Raw genomic sequence first — 16,053 nt, 5'->3', positions numbered from 1 at the left:
CCGGGGTGGCACCCTTGTTCCATGACCGATGCGACTCCCGCCCCCGCTCCCTCCGCGTCCCGCCGCGCCCGCGTCCGTGCCCCCGAGCTGATCGGCAAGGGCGGCTGGCTGAACACCGGCGACGCCTCGTACACCCTTGCCGACCTGCGGGGACGCATCGTCATCCTGGATTTCTGGATGTCCTGAACCATTGAGGAAACTCCAGATAAGGTGAATCCGTGCATCACCACACCATCGCTGACCTGTACCTCCGCCTGTCACTGGACAGGGAGGGCAAGACGGCGATCGACCGCCAGGAAGCGGACTGCCGCGCGTGGGCGGAGCGCAACGGGATCACGGTTCGCAAGGTCCACATCGACCGGGGACGGTCCGGGTACAAGAGCGTCAGCCGCAAGGGCTTCGACGCTGCGATCACCGCTGTGACGTCGGGAGTCGTCGGCGTGCTGATCGTGTGGAAGCTCGACCGGTTGAGCCGTAAGGGCATCGGTGAAGTCGGCAAGGCGCTGGACGACTTCAGCCGTGTGGGCGGACGGCTCGTCTCCGTCATGGACGGTCTCGATACGGCGAACGACAGCGCCCGCGTCACCATCGCGCTTCTCGCTGAGCTTGCCCGCAACGAGTCCCGGAACCTGGGCATGCGCGTCAGCAGCGCGAAGCGGTTCCTGCGGCAGCGTGGCCAGTGGATCGGCGGTCAGCCCCCGTACGGGCTCAAGGTGGACCCGGACACGAAAAGGCTCGTGCACGACCCGGAGACAGCCGTTTACGCGCGTCTGATCGCTGACGAAGCACTCTCGGGAAAGGCGCTCGTCCATGTGGCGCGTTTCCTGAATGAGCATGGGATCGAGTCGTCGCGTGGTGGGAAGTGGAATTCGTCCAGCGTGATGCAGTTGCTTCGCGGACCCGCTTTCGCAGGTCTCATGCCTCAGACCATGTACGAAGAGGCAGCGGACGGAACTCGGAAGTACGGCTCGAAGGTCATTCCGTACCGCGATCCCGAGACGCTGGACACCGTGAGCATCGGTGAAGGCATCATCACAGTGGGAGAACGCGAACTCATCATCAGGCAGCTTGAGTCCCGCACCTTCCCGCTCGCCGGAAAGCGGCACGGACACAAGCAGGGAACGGCGCTCCTCACCGGGATTGCCCGCTGTGGCCTGTGCGGGGCACGCATGAGTCAGGCGGGAACGTCGTATGCCTGTTCCTCGAACCGGATGGGGCGGGGTTGCGTCGGAGTCACCGCACGGGTTGAAAGCCTTGACGCTTACGTGAGCGACGCGTTTCTGAGCCGTCTTCCCGCGCTTGAGCCCGACGACGACCTGCTTGCTGTCATCGCGGAGCGCTGGGTGAAGCAGGAAGACCCGGAAGTGTTCGCGAAGCGCGATGCGGTTGAGGCGGAGATCAGAGAAGAGGGAGCGCGTCTCGCTGACCTTGAGGAAGCACGGTACGTGCGCGGGGAGTTCAGCGGAGCGGACGCCATCGACCGGTACAACCGGCTTGCGGGAAGGCTCCGAGGGCGTATTGAGGGACTGCGTATGGGGCTCGCTGAGATGCCGGCGCCGACCATCGATATAACCCCGCTGTTGGACGGGGAACTTCTCGGAGAAGCGTGGGAAGCCAGCGATACGGCGGGGCGGCGTGAACGGCTCCGGCTCGCGATGGACTCCGTGACCGTCAGCAAGGGGCGACGGGGTGCGCGGTTCGTTGGCCACGAGCGCTGCGCCATCGCGTGGGCGGACCACTCGGGGGACCTGGGGGCGTAAGCCTGCCTGGGCGCCGTTCGCGGCCCGTTGCTGGGATACCTCCGGTGGCGGGCCGTTTGGCGTTCCTGGGGCGCTTGGGGTCCGGCAAGTGATCCGAGGGGGCGTTTAGGGTCGAGCGTGAGTGACGTTCTTCGGTCGTGTTTTCGTCGGGGGAATGGTGAAGTGGCGTTGGCCGGGTGGGGTTGGGGTTCTCCTGATTGGCCTCCTTGCACCCTGTCGCACGCCCACCCTTGACCCTTGCGGTGACTGGCCTGTAGCACGGTCATCACGACGGTCCATGATCAACAAAAATGGAGAGGTAGGGTCTCGCTTGACTGCCCTGGATGAGTCGCGCGCCACGTGTTCGGAGTGTGGTGGTCCGCGTCCCCGTGCCGACCGTGGGACGTGTGGCGCGGCGCTGTGCAAGGAGTCGGCACGGTTGCAGGGGGCTGCCCGTCGTGCGCGTGAGGCGGCACGTGCCGCTGTTGGTGCTCCGCGCTGTTATCGCTGCGACGAACCCCATGAGCGGGAGTCATGGGCGCTGTATTGCGTGCACTGTGCTGCGGAGGTGGATGAGTCGCGTCGCTCGGATCGCCGCAAGGAGGCGGAGCAGCGACGGGAGGAAGCGGGGCGTGAGCCGTGCCAGGGGCCGACGTGCTCGAACCCTGTAGGCGTGTCCGGTGGCCGTGACCGCCTGTATTGCTCGGAGGAGTGCGCCCGTGCCGCCGAGTACGTGCGGAAGCGTGCCCGTACCAAGCCGGGCCCCGTGCCGTGTCGGCGCTGCGGCACCCCCGTGGTTCTCAAGTTCCGTGATGGGGTGTGCCGTTCGTGTCAGGGGAAGCAGCGCACTGCTGCCAGGCGGGTGACGCTTCAGCGCAAGGTGCGTGCGGCTCACGGGGATGCCGGGTGCTTCCATTGCTCTGCCGCGCTGCCTGAGGGGGGCGTGATTGATCACGTGATCCCGATATCGCGGGGCGGTCTTTCGACGGTGGCCAACATGCGCGTGGTGTGCGTGTTGTGCAACGCGTCGAAGAAAGATCGGCTCTTGGACGAGTGGGCGCCGGTGATCCTTGCGCGTGTGGGAGGCGACGACGCGTAGCCGCAACTGGCGCGGTATGCGCGGTGGCTTGGCACCCCCAGGCGGGTACTCCCCCTCCCCTCGGATCCTGCGCGTGTGGGAGGGGAAACTCCCCCATGGCTCATTAGGGCGTTTCTGCGGATGGGCGAGTGGCTGGGAGGTGGAGCCTGCATGCCACGACTGGCCCTGATTGCACGGGTGTTGCTCTGAGTGATCACCGGCGGGGCGTCCATCAAACGATGGTTTATGAGACGGTCCGCCGGATGCCCCCAGGGGCCCGGGTCGGCGTTCAAAACCCGTCTCAAAACCTGCCGGGAACCCCTACCGTTATGAGACGGGTTGTGAGACTGTCTCGTCATGGACACGAACACGGGACACCTCATCGGCTACGCGCGCGTCTCAGGCGACGACCAGGAAGCGCAGTTGCAGCTCGATGCGCTCACGGAAGCGGGTTGCGCCCGGGTTTTTACCGACAAGGCGAGCGGGAAGAGCACGGAGCGCCCGGAGTTGACGGCCGTTCTCGACTACGTCCGCCCCGGGGACACCCTGTGCGTGTGGAAGCTGGACCGGTTCGCGCGGTCGCTGATCGACCTGGTGAACATGGTGGATGCTCTTGCCGCGAGGGGTATCGGGTTCAAGGTGCTCACGGGTGCGCTGGCGAGCATCGATCCGAACACCCCGGACGGTCGCCTCATGCTCCAAGTCGTCGGAGCCATGGCGGAGTTCGAGCGGTCGTTGATTCAGGAGCGGACGATTGCGGGTCTCGACGCTGCCCGTGCTCAGGGCCGTACGGGTGGACGTCCGGCGGTCATGGACGCTGACAAGCTCGCCGCTGCCAAGGCGCGCCGGGCGAAGGGGGAGAGTGTGACGGCGGTGGCCAAGGCGGTGGGTGTGTCCCGTGCGACGCTGTACCGGGCGCTTGCCGACACGGAGTGATCCGACTTCAGCCCGAGAGGCCGTTCACCGATGGGTGGGCGGTCTTTCTCGTGTCCGGGTGTCGACGTCAAGACCTCTTGGGTGTCGCGCTGTTCCAAAGCTCTTCGCCGTGCTCGCTGAAGCGGTCGAACATGCCACCGTCACCACGCCTGTGGAGGTGGAGGAGCGGCGAATCATGGCCAACCAGACGTGCAAGGTGGGGAGTTACGAGGGCGTCGGCATCGAACCGGAACACGGAGAGGCTCACATGGTTGATCGCGTCTTCCGGAGCGCTGAGGCGTGTCTCAAGGCCGTCCAATGGGCCAAGGCGGTCAAGGTGTTCCAGTGTGATGCGGATGCGTGTGGAGACTGTCAGGGCCACATCCTCGATGCTCTCCCGCTGGCGGGTCACCTCGCCGTCGGGGTCTCCCAGCAGGAAGCGGACGCGACACCCCGAAGCGACTTTCCGGCGCAGTATTTCGGGGAACGCGGGAACCTGGGTCCACAGGAAGTAGTTCGTGTATCCAGCGAAGAACAGGTCGGCGCCGGCATCGCTGATCAGCTCGTTCCACACCGTCGACGGGCATGCGGAGCGGTACGGGTAGCTGTGGACTAGTTCGCGGTCGTGGCCGCTCTTGATGCGGTCTTTGACTACCTGGGGCCAGATCATTTCCTCGTCCACTCCCAACGCCCGGCAGGCGTCATCGCGGTTCCGTGCGTGGGGCGTCAGCTCAGCGTCCGCCAGCCATCGTTCGACTGTCTTGCCAGTCACACCAATATGCACGGCAAGCTGACGTGTACTGACACCGGCATCTGCCATAGCTGATCGTAGGGCTGAGTTCAAGAGGTCTCCCGCAGACGTTTGGGCCTTTCTGTGACCGTAGCGAACAACGGCTCAACTGTCGTCCGCTCGGAGTGGATACGTCCATGAGGGCGCATCACGATCACGGAATGACCGAACCGACGCGTTACCAGACCATGCCGGTGGAACTGCCGTTACGTATGGAGTTGGAGCCGACCCCGGTGGAGGGGTGTCCGGGCTGCACCGAACTCGCGAACGTGCGGGACCGTGCGCGTACCGGTGGCGACATGACCACGGTGTCCGACTGCAACGTCTACATGAGGCGGCACCCGGAGGGGCACGGGTGATCGCGCGCGACGACATCGGCGCACAGGTGGAGGACGCCACCGGACGTGTCGGCATCCTGCGCGACGTGATCCCCGACTATGAGGACCCCGCCGAGCCCTCGTGGCTGCGCCGCAAGCGTCCTACCGCGTTCCTGCGGCCTGCGGGCGGGGGTGCCGAGTGGCTGGTGCCCCCGGACGATGTGAGGCGGGTGTAGCGGGTCCGGGGGTGTCATGGCCGCCGTGGCGGTAGTGGCACCCTTGACGTCATGAGTAAGCGCGCACGCGTCCGCGCCCCTGAGTTGCAAGGGCGATCCTGGATCAATACCGGCGGTAAGGAACTGTCCCTCGCGGACTTCCGAGGTCGCACATTGGTGCTAGATTTCTGGACGTTCTGCTGCATCAACTGTCTGCATGTCCTCGACGAGCTGCGTGAGCTGGAGGAGAAGCACCGCGACACGGTGGTGATCATCGGCGTCCACTCGCCGAAGTTCGTGCACGAGGCCGATCACCGGGCCGTCGTCGACGCCGTCGAGCGGTACGAGGTGCACCACCCCGTGCTCGACGATCCCGAGCTGGCGACCTGGAAGCAGTACGCCGTGCGGGCCTGGCCCACGCTGGTCGTGATCGATCCCGAGGGGTATGTCGTCGCGCAGCACGCGGGGGAGGGGCACGCGCACGCCCTCGCGAGGCTTGTCCAGGAGCTGGAGGAGGAGCACGCGGCGAAGGGGACGCTGCGGCGCGGGGACGGGCCGTATGTGCCGCCGGAGCCCGTCGCGAGCGATCTGCGGTTCCCGGGGAAGGTGCTGGCGCTGCCGGGCGGGACGTTCCTCGTCTCGGACTCCACCCGCCATCAGCTGGTCGAGCTGGCCGCGGACGGCGAGAGCGTCGTACGCCGGATCGGCGGTGGCGGGCGCGGCTTCGGTCCTGACGCCTTCAGCGAGCCGCAGGGGCTCGCGCTGCTGCCCGACGGCAGGGTGATCGTCGCCGATACGGTGAACCACGCGCTGCGCACGTACGACCCGGTCAGCGGCGTGATCGAGACCGTCGCCGGGACCGGCCGGCAGTGGTGGCAGGGCTCACCGACCGCCGGGCCCGCGCGGGAGGTCGACCTCTCCTCGCCGTGGGACGTCGCCTGGTGGGCGGACCGGGTGTGGATCGCGATGGCCGGGGTCCACCAGCTGTGGACGTACGACCCGGCGACCGGGACCGTCGAGGCCGCGGCCGGGACGACGAACGAGGGCCTGGTGGACGGGCCGGCCGCCGAGGCGTGGTTCGCGCAGCCGTCCGGGCTCGCGGCGGACCCGGCCGGCGGGCGGCTCTGGGTCGCGGACTCCGAGACCAGCGCGCTCCGTTACGTCGAGCGGGACGAGGCCACGGGCGGGTTCGCCGTGCGGACCGCCGTCGGCACCGGGCTCTTCGACTTCGGCCACCGCGACGGCGCCGCCGGGCAGGCGCTCTTCCAGCACCCGCTGGGCGTCACCGCGCTGCCGGACGGCTCCGTCGCCGTGGCGGACACGTACAACCACGCCCTGCGGCGGTACGACCCCGCCTCCGGCGAGGTGTCCACCCTCGCGACCGACCTGCGGGAGCCGAGCGACGCCGTCCTCGTCGGTGACGACATCCTTGTCGTCGAGTCCGCCCGCCACCGGCTGACCCGGCTGCGCCTGCCCGACGAGGCGGTACGCGTCGAGTCCGTCGCGCACCGCACCCAGCGGGCCGCCACCGAGGTCGCGCCCGGCGCGCTGCGGCTGGACATCGTCTTCACCGCGCCGACCGGCCAGAAGCTCGACACCCGTTACGGCCCCTCGACCCGGCTGCTCGTCTCCGCCACCCCGCCCGGACTGCTGGCGGACGGCGCGGGCGCCGGTACGGAGCTGAGCCGCGACCTGGTGCTCGCCGACGGTGTCACGGAAGGGGTGCTGCACGTGTCCGCGATGGCGGCGTCCTGCGACGACGATCCCCTCAACGAGTACCCCGCCTGCCATGTCCACCAGCAGGACTGGGGCGTTCCGGTCCGTGTCGGCGCCGACGGGGTCTCCCGGCTGGGGCTCGTACTGGCCGGGCTCGACGACGCGTAGCTCGACTACGCGTAGCTCGACGACGCGTAGCCGTTGGACGGAGGGGTGGCGCTCCTTGAAGGGGCGTTTCCCCGCCGGACCGCGCTCAGTCCTCCAGGAACGCCACCAGCGCGTTCGCCAGCAGGAACGGGTCGTCCGCGCCGCACAGTTCGCGCGCGCTGTGCATCGACAGGATCGCCACCCCGATGTCGACGGTCTGGATGCCGTGCCGCGCCGCGGTGATCGGACCGATCGTCGTGCCGCACGGCATCGAGTTGTTGGAGACGAACGTCTGCCACGGCACGCCCGCCCGCTCGCAGGCGGCGGCGAAGACGGCCCGGCCGCTGCCGTCCGTCGCGTACCGCATATTGACGTTGACCTTGAGGATCGGGCCGCCGTTGGCGCGCGGGTGGTGCGTCGGGTCGTGCCGGTCGACGTAGTTGGGGTGCACGGCGTGGCCGGTGTCCGACGACAGACAGATCGTTCCTGCGAAGGCCCGCGCGCGGTCCTCGAAGGAGCCGCCGCGCGACAGCACCGAGCGTTCGAGCACGGTGCCGAGCAGCGGGCCGTCCGCGCCCGTGTCCGACTGCGAGCCGTTCTCCTCGTGGTCGAACGCGGCCAGCACCGGGATGTACGGGAGCGGGGCGGATCCGGCGGCGGCGCGTCCGCCGGTTCTGCCGGATTTACGGGACCTGCCGGACCCGCCCGCCACCCCCGCCGCGTCCGAGGCCGTCGCGACCGCCGCCAGCGCCGCCGTACCCGCGTGCACCGAGATCAGGTTGTCCATCCGCGGCCCGGCCAGCAGCTCGCGGTCGCGGCCGAGATACGCGGGCGGCTCGATCGCGTGCGGCATCAGGTCCCAGCCGGTGATGTCCTCCGCGTCGACGCCCGCCTCCTCGGCCACGAAGCGGATCAGATCGCCCTCCTCGGGCCGTCCGAGCCCCCAGATCGGCTGCATGTGCCGCTGCCGGTCCAGCTTGAGACCGTCGGTGTTCACCGAGCGGTCCAGATGGACGGCCAGCTGGGGGACGCGCAGCAGCGCCCGGTCCACGTTCACCAGCCGGTGCGTACCGTCCCGCAGGCTGATCCGGCCGGCCAGCCCGAGATCGCGGTCGAGCCAGGTGTTGAGCAGCGTCCCGCCGTAGATCTCGACGGCGATCTGGCGCCAGCCGTACGAGCCGGTGTCCGGCAGCGGCTTCACGCGCAGATTCGGCGAGTCGGTGTGCGCGCCGACGATCCGGAAGGGGGTGTGCGGCTCGGCGCCCTCCGGGACGTACCAGGCGATGAGCGCCCCGCCGCGCAGCACGAACCGGCCACCCGTCGACCCGTCCCACGCGTCCGTCTCCCGCACCTGCCGGAAGCCCGCCTTCTCCAGGCGCTCCGCGGCGTTGGCCACGGCGTGGTACGGCGTGGGGCTCGCCGCCAGGAAGGTCATGAGGTCGTCGGTGTGGCCGCGGTCGAAGCGGGGGGAAGTGCTCATGGGGTTCACCATAACGACGGGCTCGGACAGCGGCCTTGGCACTGGCGGTAACGGCATGTGCCAAGGCCGGTACGGGGCGACCGCGGGCCGACATCGTGCGCACGGTGTGCCGACATCGTGCGCACGGTGTGCCGACATCGTGCGCACGGGGTGCCGACATCGTGCGCACGGGGTGCGCGATCGGTGTGGAAACAGCGAACAGTGTGGATACGGCGAAGACACGGGCGCCCTCTGAAAGAGCGCCCGCACCCGGGCTCGCCAACTGGGCAGGCTCAGAAGGCCGCTTCGTCCAGCTCCATCAGCGAGTTGTCGACCGCCTCCGCCAGCGCCCGCTCCGTCGCGACCCCCGGCAGCACGTTCGCCGCGAAGAACTTCGCCGCCGCGATCTTGCCCTGGTAGAACGCCACGTCCTTCGCCGCGGCCGTCTCCAGCTTCTCCGCGGCCACCGCGGCGCCCCGCAGCAGCAGGTAGCCGACGACCACGTCGCCCGAGGCCATCAGCAGACGCGTCGTGTTGAGCCCGACCTTGTAGATGTTCTTGACGTCGTCGCCGGTGGCGGTCAGATCGGCCAGCATCGCGGCGACGATCGCCTCCAGGTGGCCGGCCGCGGTGCCGAGCGCCTCGCGGGCCGGGGCCAGCTCCGCACCGCCGGTGGCGACCGCCAGGAACGTCCTGATCTCCTCGGAGAGGGTGTTGAGCGCCTGGCCCTGGTCGCGGACGACCTTCCGGAAGAAGAAGTCCTGGCCCTGGATCGCCGTCGTGCCCTCGTAGAGCGTGTCGATCTTGGCGTCCCGGATGTACTGCTCGACCGGGTACTCCTGGAGGTAGCCGGAGCCGCCGAAGATCTGGAGGGACTGCGCGAGCTGCTCGTACGACCGCTCGGAGCCGTACCCCTTCACGATCGGCAGCAGCAGGTCGTTCAGGCCGTGCAGCGCCTTGGCGTTCTCGCCCTCGGCCTCCTTGACGGCGATCTCGTCCTGGACCGACGCGGTGTACATGACGAGCGCGCGCATGCCTTCCGCGTACGCCTTCTGCGTCATCAGCGAGCGGCGCACGTCCGGGTGGTGGGTGATGGTGACCTTGGGCGCGGCCTTGTCCATGAACTGCGCCAGGTCGGGGCCCTGGACGCGCTCCTTGGCGTACTCCAGCGCGTTCAGATAGCCGGTGGAGAGGGTCGCGATGGCCTTTGTGCCGACCATCATGCGGGCGAACTCGATGATGCGGAACATCTGGCGGATGCCCTCGTGCTTGTCGCCGATCAGCCAGCCCTTGGCGGGGTGGCGGTCGCCGAAGGTCATCTCGCAGGTGTTCGACGCCTTGAGGCCCATCTTGTGCTCGACGTTCGTCGCGTACACGCCGTTGCGCGCGCCCAGTTCGCCGGTCGTCCAGTCGAACTCGTACTTCGGTACGAGGAAGAGGGAGAGGCCCTTTGTGCCGGGGCCGGCGCCCTCGGGGCGGGCGAGCACGTAATGAATGATGTTCTCGGACATGTCGTGCTCACCGGAGGTGATGAAGCGCTTCACGCCCTCGATGTGCCAGCTGCCGTCCTCCTGCTCGACGGCCTTCGTACGGCCCGCGCCGACGTCCGAGCCGGCGTCCGGCTCGGTGAGGACCATCGTGGAGCCCCACTGCTTCTCGACGGCGATCGCCGCGGCCTTCTTCTGCGCCTCGTTGCCCTCGTCGTAGAGGACGCCGGCGAAGGCGGGGCCCGACGCGTACATCCACACGGCCGGGTTCGCGCCGAGGAGCAGCTCCGCGTAGGCCCAGATCAGCGAGCGGGGGGCGGGGGTGCCGCCGATCTCCTCGGGCAGGCCGAGCCGCCAGTACTCGGAGTCCATGAAGGACTGGTAGCTCTTCTTGAAGGCGGCCGGCACGGGAGCGGTGCCGGTCTCCGGGTCGAAGACCGGCGGAGTGCGGTCCGCGTCCGCGAACGACGCGGCGAGATCGGTCTCCGCGAGGCGGGTGATCTCTTCGAGGATGCTCTTCGCGGTCTCGACGTCCATCTCCGCGAACGGGCCCGTACCGTACAGCTTGTCGCGCCCGAGGACCTCGAAGAGGTTGAACTCGATGTCGCGGAGATTCGACTTGTAGTGCCCCATGGCGACGACTCCGTATGGTCCGGGAAGGTAGGGAAGATCGGGCAGTACCGAGAGAGGTACTGGGTAGTAGCTACGATGATGCTACCCATGGGTAATAAGATGCAACCCCGTCAGGGTTTGTGTGACGCGCCCGACGGCTACTCTTGCGCTCATGTACGGCTACGACCAGAGTCCTGGCGCCCAGCAGCAGTACGCGCAGCAGACCCAGCAGCCGCAGCAGCCCATGGGCGGCTACGGCGAGCAGCCGCTGTATCCGGAGCCGTCGCCTCCGTCGCTGGGTGACGCCGTCCGGGCGTTCACGACGGGGTCGCTCCAGGCCGAGGACTTCCAGCAGATCTTCGCGACCTCGAAGGTGTACTGCCCGCGCGGCGACAATCCGGGCTTCCTGGCGCTGCACAACACGCAGCAGCCGGTGATCCCGATGTTCTCGACGCTGAAGGAGCTGCGGCGGTACGCGGGCAAGGAGTCGAAGTACTTCGTGATCACGGGCGCGGAGGTGATCGACCTGCTGCCGACGGGGTACGGCTTCGTGCTCGACATGGAGGGCGACCACCGGATGGTGTTCGACGCGAAGGCGGTCGAGCAGATGGTGGACTTCGCGATGCGGCGCATGTACGGCTGACCTTCTTCTTTATTCATTTCTCAGGGCCCGCCCCGGGTGTAAGCCGGGGCGGGCCCTGCTGTCTGTCCGGGGCGGGCCCTGCTGTCTGGTGCGCGCCTTGCAGAATGTTCAGCGTTCAACTAAATTGAACGTAAAGAAGGACCGTGAAGAACATCAGGGGAGGCCCACCATGCCCGCAGTGACCGTCGAAAACCCGCTGACCCTGCCCCGGGTGGCCGCTCCGGCCGAGGCCGTGGCCCGCCCCGTGCTCGCCGTGACGACCGCGCCGAGCGGTTTCGAGGGAGAGGGCTTCCCGGTGCGGCGCGCCTTCGCGGGCATACGGTACGAGCACCTCGACCCGTTCATCATGATGGACCAGATGGGTGAGGTGGAGTACGCGCCCGGCGAGCCGAAGGGCACCCCCTGGCACCCGCACCGCGGCTTCGAGACGGTCACGTACCTGATCGACGGCAGCTTCATCCACCAGGACAGCAACGGTGGCGGCGGGAACATCCACGGCGGCGACACCCAGTGGATGACGGCCGGCTCCGGCCTGCTGCACATCGAGGCGCCGCCGGAGTCGCTGGTCATGTCGGGCGGGCTGTTCCACGGGCTCCAGCTCTGGGTGAACCTGCCCGCGTCCGACAAGATGATGAACCCGCGCTACCAGGACATCCGCGGCGGCCAGGTCCAGCTGCTGACCTCGCCCGACGGCGGCGCGCTGCTGCGGGTGATCGCGGGCGAGCTGGACGGCCACGAGGGCCCCGGCATCACCCACACCCCCATCACGATGATCCACGCGACGCTGCGGCCCGGCGCGGAGGTCACGCTGCCGTGGCGCGAGGACTTCAACGGCCTCGCGTACGTACTGGCCGGCCGCGGCTCGGTCGGCACGGACCGGCGCCCGGTGCGCACCGGGCAGACGGCGGTGTTCGGCGCGGGCGGCGCGATCACCGTACGGGCGGACGAGACGCAGGACGCGCACACGCCCGACCTGGAGGTCGTGCTGCTCGGCGGGCGCCCGATCCGGGAGCCGATGGCGCACTACGGTCCGTTCGTGATGAACAGTCACGCCGAGCTGAAGCAGGCGTTCGAGGACTTTCAGGCGGGGCGGCTGGGGACGATTCCGGCGGCGTAGGCGCGTATGCGCGTACGCGCTGCTACCGCTGGGTGATCACGACGCTGGAGACGACCTTGTCGTGCAGGCACTGGCGGTACGGCTTGTCCCAGCAGCACCACAGGATGCGGCGGCCCCTCACCGGGCGGCGGCGGTACGGGAGGCCCGTAACCGGTCCAGGCCGGGCCGCCGTACGGGGACGAGGGGTACGCCGGGTGCCCGCCCTGCTGCGGGTGCCACGGCGGGGCCGGCGGCTGCGGAGGTAACGGAGGTATGGGTGCGTCGCTCACGTCGGCAAGGAGATCAGGAGCCACGGCCCCGGTTCCACCGGATATCCCCCCTGTCGGTGTGACGGCGCGTCACTCGGGCGGCGGGTTCCGGGGGACAGGGGCGTGGGGGCGTGTTCGGGTGGGGGGATGTGGACGTCGTCTTCTCCCGTTCTGCTGCCCGAGAGCGCTCGGCGCCTCGCCGCCTGGTGCGGGGTGCTGCTGCTGGTCTCCGGGGTGGGCGCCGTCGCGGTCTGGCTGTGCGTCACCTTCAAGACGACCGTCACCCCCGTCCTGCTCGCCATCCTCGGCACCGCGCTGCTCGGCCCGCTCTACCGGCGGCTCGTCGGGATGCGGCTGAACAGGTCGCTGGCCGCCGGGCTGACCTGTGTCGCCGTGGTGGCGGTGGTCGGCGGGGCCGGGTACATCGTCGTCAGCGCGCTGATCGACAGCGGCGATCAGATCCTCGCCTCGCTGCGGCAGGCCGCGAAGGACCTGTCCAAGCACTTCGGCGCCGCCGGCACCTCGCTCGACGACGTCGCGAAGAACGCCAAGGAACTGCTCGGGAAGTTCGGCGCCACCGCCGCCTCCGGGGTGCTCACCGGGATCAGCGTCGTCGGTGAGCTGATCGCCACCGCCGTGCTCGCGCTGCTGCTGATCTTCTTCTTCCTCCGCGACTCCCACCGCGTCGCCGGCTCGCTCAGATCTCTCGCGCCCGGCTCGACGGGCGACACCGTCGAGGCCATGGCGCGGCGCGCCTTCCACGCCGTCGAGGGCTTTATGCGCGGGACCACGGTCATCGCCCTGATCGACGCCATCTGCATCACCATCGGCCTGCTGATCCTGCGGGTGCCCGGCGCGGTCGGGCTGGGCGCGCTGGTGTTCGTCGGCGCGTACATCCCGTATCTCGGCGCCTTTATCTCCGGCGCCGTCGCCGTGCTGGTGGCGCTCGCCGACCGGGGCTGGATCATCGGCCTCTGGGCGCTGGGCGTGGTGCTCGCCGTGCAGGTGCTGGAGGGGCATGTGCTCCAGCCGATGATCCAGAGCCGTACGGTCCAGATGCACCCCGCCGTGGTGATGCTGGCGATCACGGCGGGCGCGAGCGTCGCCGGGATCCTGGGCATGCTGCTCGCCGTACCCCTCACTGCGGCGGCGTTCGGGGTGCTCTCCGAGCTGCGGGAGCGGTACGGGCATGGGCAGGGGCCGCCGGGGGACGGGCAGGGGCAGGGGCAGGAGCGCGGGCAGCCTGCTTGAGGTGGGTGGCGCGGTGGCGGTGCGTCAGCCCTCGTGCTCGTACAGCTCGAACCAGATCGACTTCCCCTCGCCCCTCGGGTCCACGCCCCACGCGTCCGCCAGCATCTCCATCAGCAGCAGCCCGCGCCCGCCGGAGGCCAGCTCGCCGGGACGTCTGCGGTGCGGCAGCTGGTCGCCGGCGTCGGCGACCTCGACGCGCAGCCGGCGCCCGCCGCGCTCGCCGCGCGCCTCCGCGACCAGCAGGGCGTCGTTGTCGGTGTGGACCAGGACGTTCGTGAGCATCTCGGAGACCAGCAGCTCGGCCGCGTCGACCTGCTCCTGATCCGTCCAGTCGTGCAGCAGCTGACGCAGCTGCCGCCGGGCGCCCGCGATCCGCTCCGGTTCCGCCTGGGCGACGGTCAGGGCGGTGCGCCGGGCGGTCGTCGCGACGGCGGCGGGGGCGCCGCCCCGGGCGGCCCCCCGGTCGCTGTCGCGCGCGAGCAGCAGCAGCGCGATGTCGTCCTCGCGGCGGTCGGCCAGCGGTCCAGTGGTGTAGTGCGATCCGGGCCCGTGGACGGCCTGGATCAGCGCGTCCGCGAGCTTCTCCAGCCCGGAACTGGCATCGCCGGGGTCCCCCGGCGACGCGCGGTGCTCCTCCATGACGGGCCGCAGCCGGTCCCAGCCGGACGCCATGTCGTGGCCGCCGGTCTCGATCAGCCCGTCCGTGCAGAGCAGCAACGTTTCTCCGGGCTCCAGGCCGAGCCGGGTCGTCGGATAGTCCGAGTCCGCCTCGATACCGAGCGGCAGCCCGCCCAGGGTCTGCCGGATGACCGCCGTACCGTCGGCCGAGAGGATCACCGGGTCCGGATGGCCGGCGCGGGCGATGTCGAGCGTCCCGGTCTCGGGGTCGACCTCCAGGTAGAGGCAGGTCGCGAAGCGCGGGCCGTGGTTCTCGTACGCCTCCCGGGAGGAGTACACCGACCGGGGCTCGTACGTCCCCGGCTCCTCGGCGCCACCGGCGGCGCTTCCGTCCGCGCTCGCCTCCGTGCCGTACAGCTGGAGCCCCGCCAGGAACCGCGACGCCCGGGAGAGCACCGCGTCCGGCCGGTGGCCCTCGGAGGCGTACGCCCGCAGCGCGATCCTGAGCTGGCCCATCAGGCCGGCGGCCCGTACGTCGTGCCCCTGGACGTCCCCGATGACCAGCGCGAACCGTCCGGTGCCGGTGCCGGTGCCGGTGCCGGTGCCGGTGCCCGTGCCCACGCCCCCCGGTCCGCCCGGCAGCGGGATCATGTCGTACCAGTCGCCGCCCACCTGGAGCCCGCCGCCCGTCGGCACGTACCGCGCCGCGACCGTCATCCCCGGGATCGCCGGGCCCGTCGTCGGCATCATCGAGCGCTGGAGGCCGAGGGACAGCTCGCGCTCCGACTCGGCGACCCCGGCGCGCGCCAGCGCCTGCGCGAGCATGCGCGCCACCGTCGTCAGGACGGACCGCTCGTCCGGCGAGAACGCGACGCGGTGCTTGAAGGCCGCCATCCACGTGCCCAGCGTCCGGCCCGCGACAATCAGCGGCACAAACGCCCAGGAGCGGCGGTCGAAGCGCCGGACGTACTGCCAGGTGGTCGGATAGCGGCTCTCGTACGCCTCGGGGGCCGGCAGATAGATCGCCCGGCCGGTCCGCGCCACCTCCGCCGCCGGGTAGTCCGTGTTCAGCGCCATTTCCTCGAAGGGGACGACGTCCCCTGCGTCGTGCCCGTGGTGCCCGATGAGCCGCAGCCGCTCGCCGGAGACGCTGAAGACGGCCAGTCCGTCCGGCGAGAAACCGGGCATGGACAGCGAGGCGGCCACGCGCAGCACCTCGCCGGTCGAACGGGCCTCGGCCAGCGCCCGCCCCGCGTCCAGCAGGAACGCCTCGCGGGAGCGGCGCCAGTCGCCGGTGATCGACGTCCCCTCGACCGCCGTACCGGGGCGCGGCTCGGACACCACCTCCTGGACGGTGCCGTTCAGCTCGGTCTCCTGGCTGCCGTCGGGCCGGATCCGCACGGTGGGCCGGCAGCGGGACCGTACGGTGCGCAGCACCCGCCCCTCGCTGTCCACGACCCGCATCCGGGCCTCGGCCAGGGTGTCCTCGGCGATGGCGAGCCTGATGATGCTGATGATCTCGTTCCAGTCGACCGGGTGGTAGCGGGCGCGGACGACGTTCTCCGGCAGGACGGCCGGTTCGGCGGGCAGTCCGTAGAGCCGGGCCGCTTCGGCGTCGAGGGTGACCGTGTTGGACGCGCTCTCCCAGCGCCATACGCCGGTGGCGATGGCGGCCAGGACCTCCTCGGTGCGCATTGCCCC

Annotated in this window: 14 protein-coding genes; 10 read left to right on the top strand and 4 right to left on the bottom strand. The window is 69.7% G+C overall.

Annotated elements, in window-relative coordinates; genetic code table 11:
- Positions 1–21 precede the first annotated feature (21 nt).
- The 4 genes from DVK44_RS36350 to DVK44_RS15055 all read left to right on the top strand — a co-directional run bounded on the left by DVK44_RS36350 (position 22) and on the right by DVK44_RS15055 (position 3,753).
- Entirely contained in the window at positions 22–186 is a 165-nt protein-coding gene (locus tag DVK44_RS36350; RefSeq protein ID WP_162793575.1) for a thioredoxin domain-containing protein, read from the top strand.
- A 32-nt stretch (positions 187–218) separates the two neighbouring features.
- Positions 219–1,760 carry a recombinase family protein gene (locus tag DVK44_RS15065; RefSeq protein WP_114660143.1) on the top strand — a complete coding sequence of 514 codons (1,542 nt, stop codon included), beginning with the start codon at positions 219–221 and terminating at the stop codon, positions 1,758–1,760.
- A 154-nt stretch (positions 1,761–1,914) separates the two neighbouring features.
- Positions 1,915–2,838 (top strand): HNH endonuclease, encoded by a 924-nt coding sequence (locus tag DVK44_RS37885; RefSeq protein WP_114660142.1) that lies wholly within the window; start codon positions 1,915–1,917, stop codon positions 2,836–2,838.
- A 336-nt stretch (positions 2,839–3,174) separates the two neighbouring features.
- The gene (locus tag DVK44_RS15055) at positions 3,175–3,753 is read left to right on the top strand and encodes a recombinase family protein (RefSeq protein WP_114660141.1); all 579 of its coding nucleotides are present in this window, start codon (positions 3,175–3,177) and stop codon (positions 3,751–3,753) included.
- A gap of 67 nt (positions 3,754–3,820) precedes the next feature.
- Here the strand turns inward: DVK44_RS15055 and DVK44_RS15050 are convergent, their stop codons facing one another.
- Positions 3,821–4,402, bottom strand: a complete 582-nt coding sequence (locus DVK44_RS15050) for an XRE family transcriptional regulator (protein WP_114665143.1) — start codon at positions 4,400–4,402, stop codon at positions 3,821–3,823.
- Between the two features lie 281 nt (positions 4,403–4,683).
- On the opposite strand from DVK44_RS15050, the gene DVK44_RS15045 reads away from it, so the two are divergent.
- Genes DVK44_RS15045 through DVK44_RS15035 form a run of 3 tightly spaced genes read left to right on the top strand, consistent with a single transcriptional unit; the run spans position 4,684 to position 6,938 of the window.
- Positions 4,684–4,881, top strand: a complete 198-nt coding sequence (locus tag DVK44_RS15045; protein ID WP_114660140.1) for a hypothetical protein — start codon at positions 4,684–4,686, stop codon at positions 4,879–4,881.
- Complete coding sequence (locus tag DVK44_RS15040; protein ID WP_228447158.1) at positions 4,878–5,075, top strand: hypothetical protein; 198 nt, start codon at positions 4,878–4,880, stop codon at positions 5,073–5,075. The genes DVK44_RS15045 and DVK44_RS15040 overlap by 4 nt, the downstream gene beginning before the upstream one ends.
- A 51-nt stretch (positions 5,076–5,126) precedes the next feature.
- Entirely contained in the window at positions 5,127–6,938 is a 1,812-nt protein-coding gene (locus tag DVK44_RS15035; protein ID WP_114660139.1) for an NHL domain-containing thioredoxin family protein, read from the top strand.
- 85 nt (positions 6,939–7,023) lie between these two features.
- Here DVK44_RS15035 and DVK44_RS15030 read toward each other — a convergent pair whose 3' ends face one another.
- Positions 7,024–8,397: a M18 family aminopeptidase gene (locus tag DVK44_RS15030; RefSeq protein ID WP_114660138.1), complete on the bottom strand. Its 1,374-nt coding sequence runs from the start codon at positions 8,395–8,397 to the stop codon at positions 7,024–7,026.
- 272 nt (positions 8,398–8,669) lie between these two features.
- Positions 8,670–10,496 (bottom strand): acyl-CoA dehydrogenase, encoded by a 1,827-nt coding sequence (locus DVK44_RS15025; RefSeq protein ID WP_114660137.1) that lies wholly within the window; start codon positions 10,494–10,496, stop codon positions 8,670–8,672.
- 151 nt (positions 10,497–10,647) lie between these two features.
- Here DVK44_RS15025 and DVK44_RS15020 point away from each other — a divergent pair, with 151 nt between their 5' ends.
- The 3 genes from DVK44_RS15020 (at position 10,648) to DVK44_RS15010 (ending at position 13,734) form a co-directional block, all read left to right on the top strand.
- Positions 10,648–11,118: an SseB family protein gene (locus DVK44_RS15020; RefSeq protein ID WP_114660136.1), complete on the top strand. Its 471-nt coding sequence runs from the start codon at positions 10,648–10,650 to the stop codon at positions 11,116–11,118.
- A gap of 169 nt (positions 11,119–11,287) precedes the next feature.
- Entirely contained in the window at positions 11,288–12,235 is a 948-nt protein-coding gene (locus tag DVK44_RS15015) for a pirin family protein (protein ID WP_114660135.1), read from the top strand.
- Between the two features lie 395 nt (positions 12,236–12,630).
- Positions 12,631–13,734 carry an AI-2E family transporter gene (locus DVK44_RS15010; protein WP_114660134.1) on the top strand — a complete coding sequence of 368 codons (1,104 nt, stop codon included), beginning with the start codon at positions 12,631–12,633 and terminating at the stop codon, positions 13,732–13,734.
- Between the two features lie 24 nt (positions 13,735–13,758).
- On the opposite strand, the gene DVK44_RS15005 is transcribed toward DVK44_RS15010, so the two are convergent.
- Positions 13,759–16,047 carry an ATP-binding SpoIIE family protein phosphatase gene (locus DVK44_RS15005; RefSeq protein ID WP_114660133.1) on the bottom strand — a complete coding sequence of 763 codons (2,289 nt, stop codon included), beginning with the start codon at positions 16,045–16,047 and terminating at the stop codon, positions 13,759–13,761.
- Positions 16,048–16,053 lie beyond the last annotated feature (6 nt).

This window comes from Streptomyces paludis (genome assembly GCF_003344965.1).
GTDB classification, from domain to species: Bacteria; Actinomycetota; Actinomycetes; order Streptomycetales; family Streptomycetaceae; genus Streptomyces; species Streptomyces paludis.
The sequence above is the reverse complement of the archived record's forward strand: the minus strand, read 5'-3'. Positions and strand labels throughout refer to the sequence as shown.

What these genes read in the sequence shown, in the direction of transcription:
- DVK44_RS15005 (WP_114660133.1), bottom strand. Translation starts at nt 16,047, where the DNA reads ATGCGCACCGAGGAGGTCCTGGCCGCCATCGCCACCGGCGTATGGCGC.
- DVK44_RS15035 (WP_114660139.1), top strand. Translation starts at nt 5,127, where the DNA reads ATGAGTAAGCGCGCACGCGTCCGCGCCCCTGAGTTGCAAGGGCGATCC.
- DVK44_RS37885 (WP_114660142.1), top strand. Translation starts at nt 1,915, where the DNA reads ATGGTGAAGTGGCGTTGGCCGGGTGGGGTTGGGGTTCTCCTGATTGGC.
- DVK44_RS15055 (WP_114660141.1), top strand. Translation starts at nt 3,175, where the DNA reads ATGGACACGAACACGGGACACCTCATCGGCTACGCGCGCGTCTCAGGC.
- DVK44_RS15045 (WP_114660140.1), top strand. Translation starts at nt 4,684, where the DNA reads ATGACCGAACCGACGCGTTACCAGACCATGCCGGTGGAACTGCCGTTA.
- DVK44_RS15010 (WP_114660134.1), top strand. Translation starts at nt 12,631, where the DNA reads ATGTGGACGTCGTCTTCTCCCGTTCTGCTGCCCGAGAGCGCTCGGCGC.
- DVK44_RS15025 (WP_114660137.1), bottom strand. Translation starts at nt 10,496, where the DNA reads ATGGGGCACTACAAGTCGAATCTCCGCGACATCGAGTTCAACCTCTTC.
- DVK44_RS36350 (WP_162793575.1), top strand. Translation starts at nt 22, where the DNA reads ATGACCGATGCGACTCCCGCCCCCGCTCCCTCCGCGTCCCGCCGCGCC.
- DVK44_RS15015 (WP_114660135.1), top strand. Translation starts at nt 11,288, where the DNA reads ATGCCCGCAGTGACCGTCGAAAACCCGCTGACCCTGCCCCGGGTGGCC.
- DVK44_RS15030 (WP_114660138.1), bottom strand. Translation starts at nt 8,397, where the DNA reads ATGAGCACTTCCCCCCGCTTCGACCGCGGCCACACCGACGACCTCATG.
- DVK44_RS15050 (WP_114665143.1), bottom strand. Translation starts at nt 4,402, where the DNA reads ATGATCTGGCCCCAGGTAGTCAAAGACCGCATCAAGAGCGGCCACGAC.
- DVK44_RS15020 (WP_114660136.1), top strand. Translation starts at nt 10,648, where the DNA reads ATGTACGGCTACGACCAGAGTCCTGGCGCCCAGCAGCAGTACGCGCAG.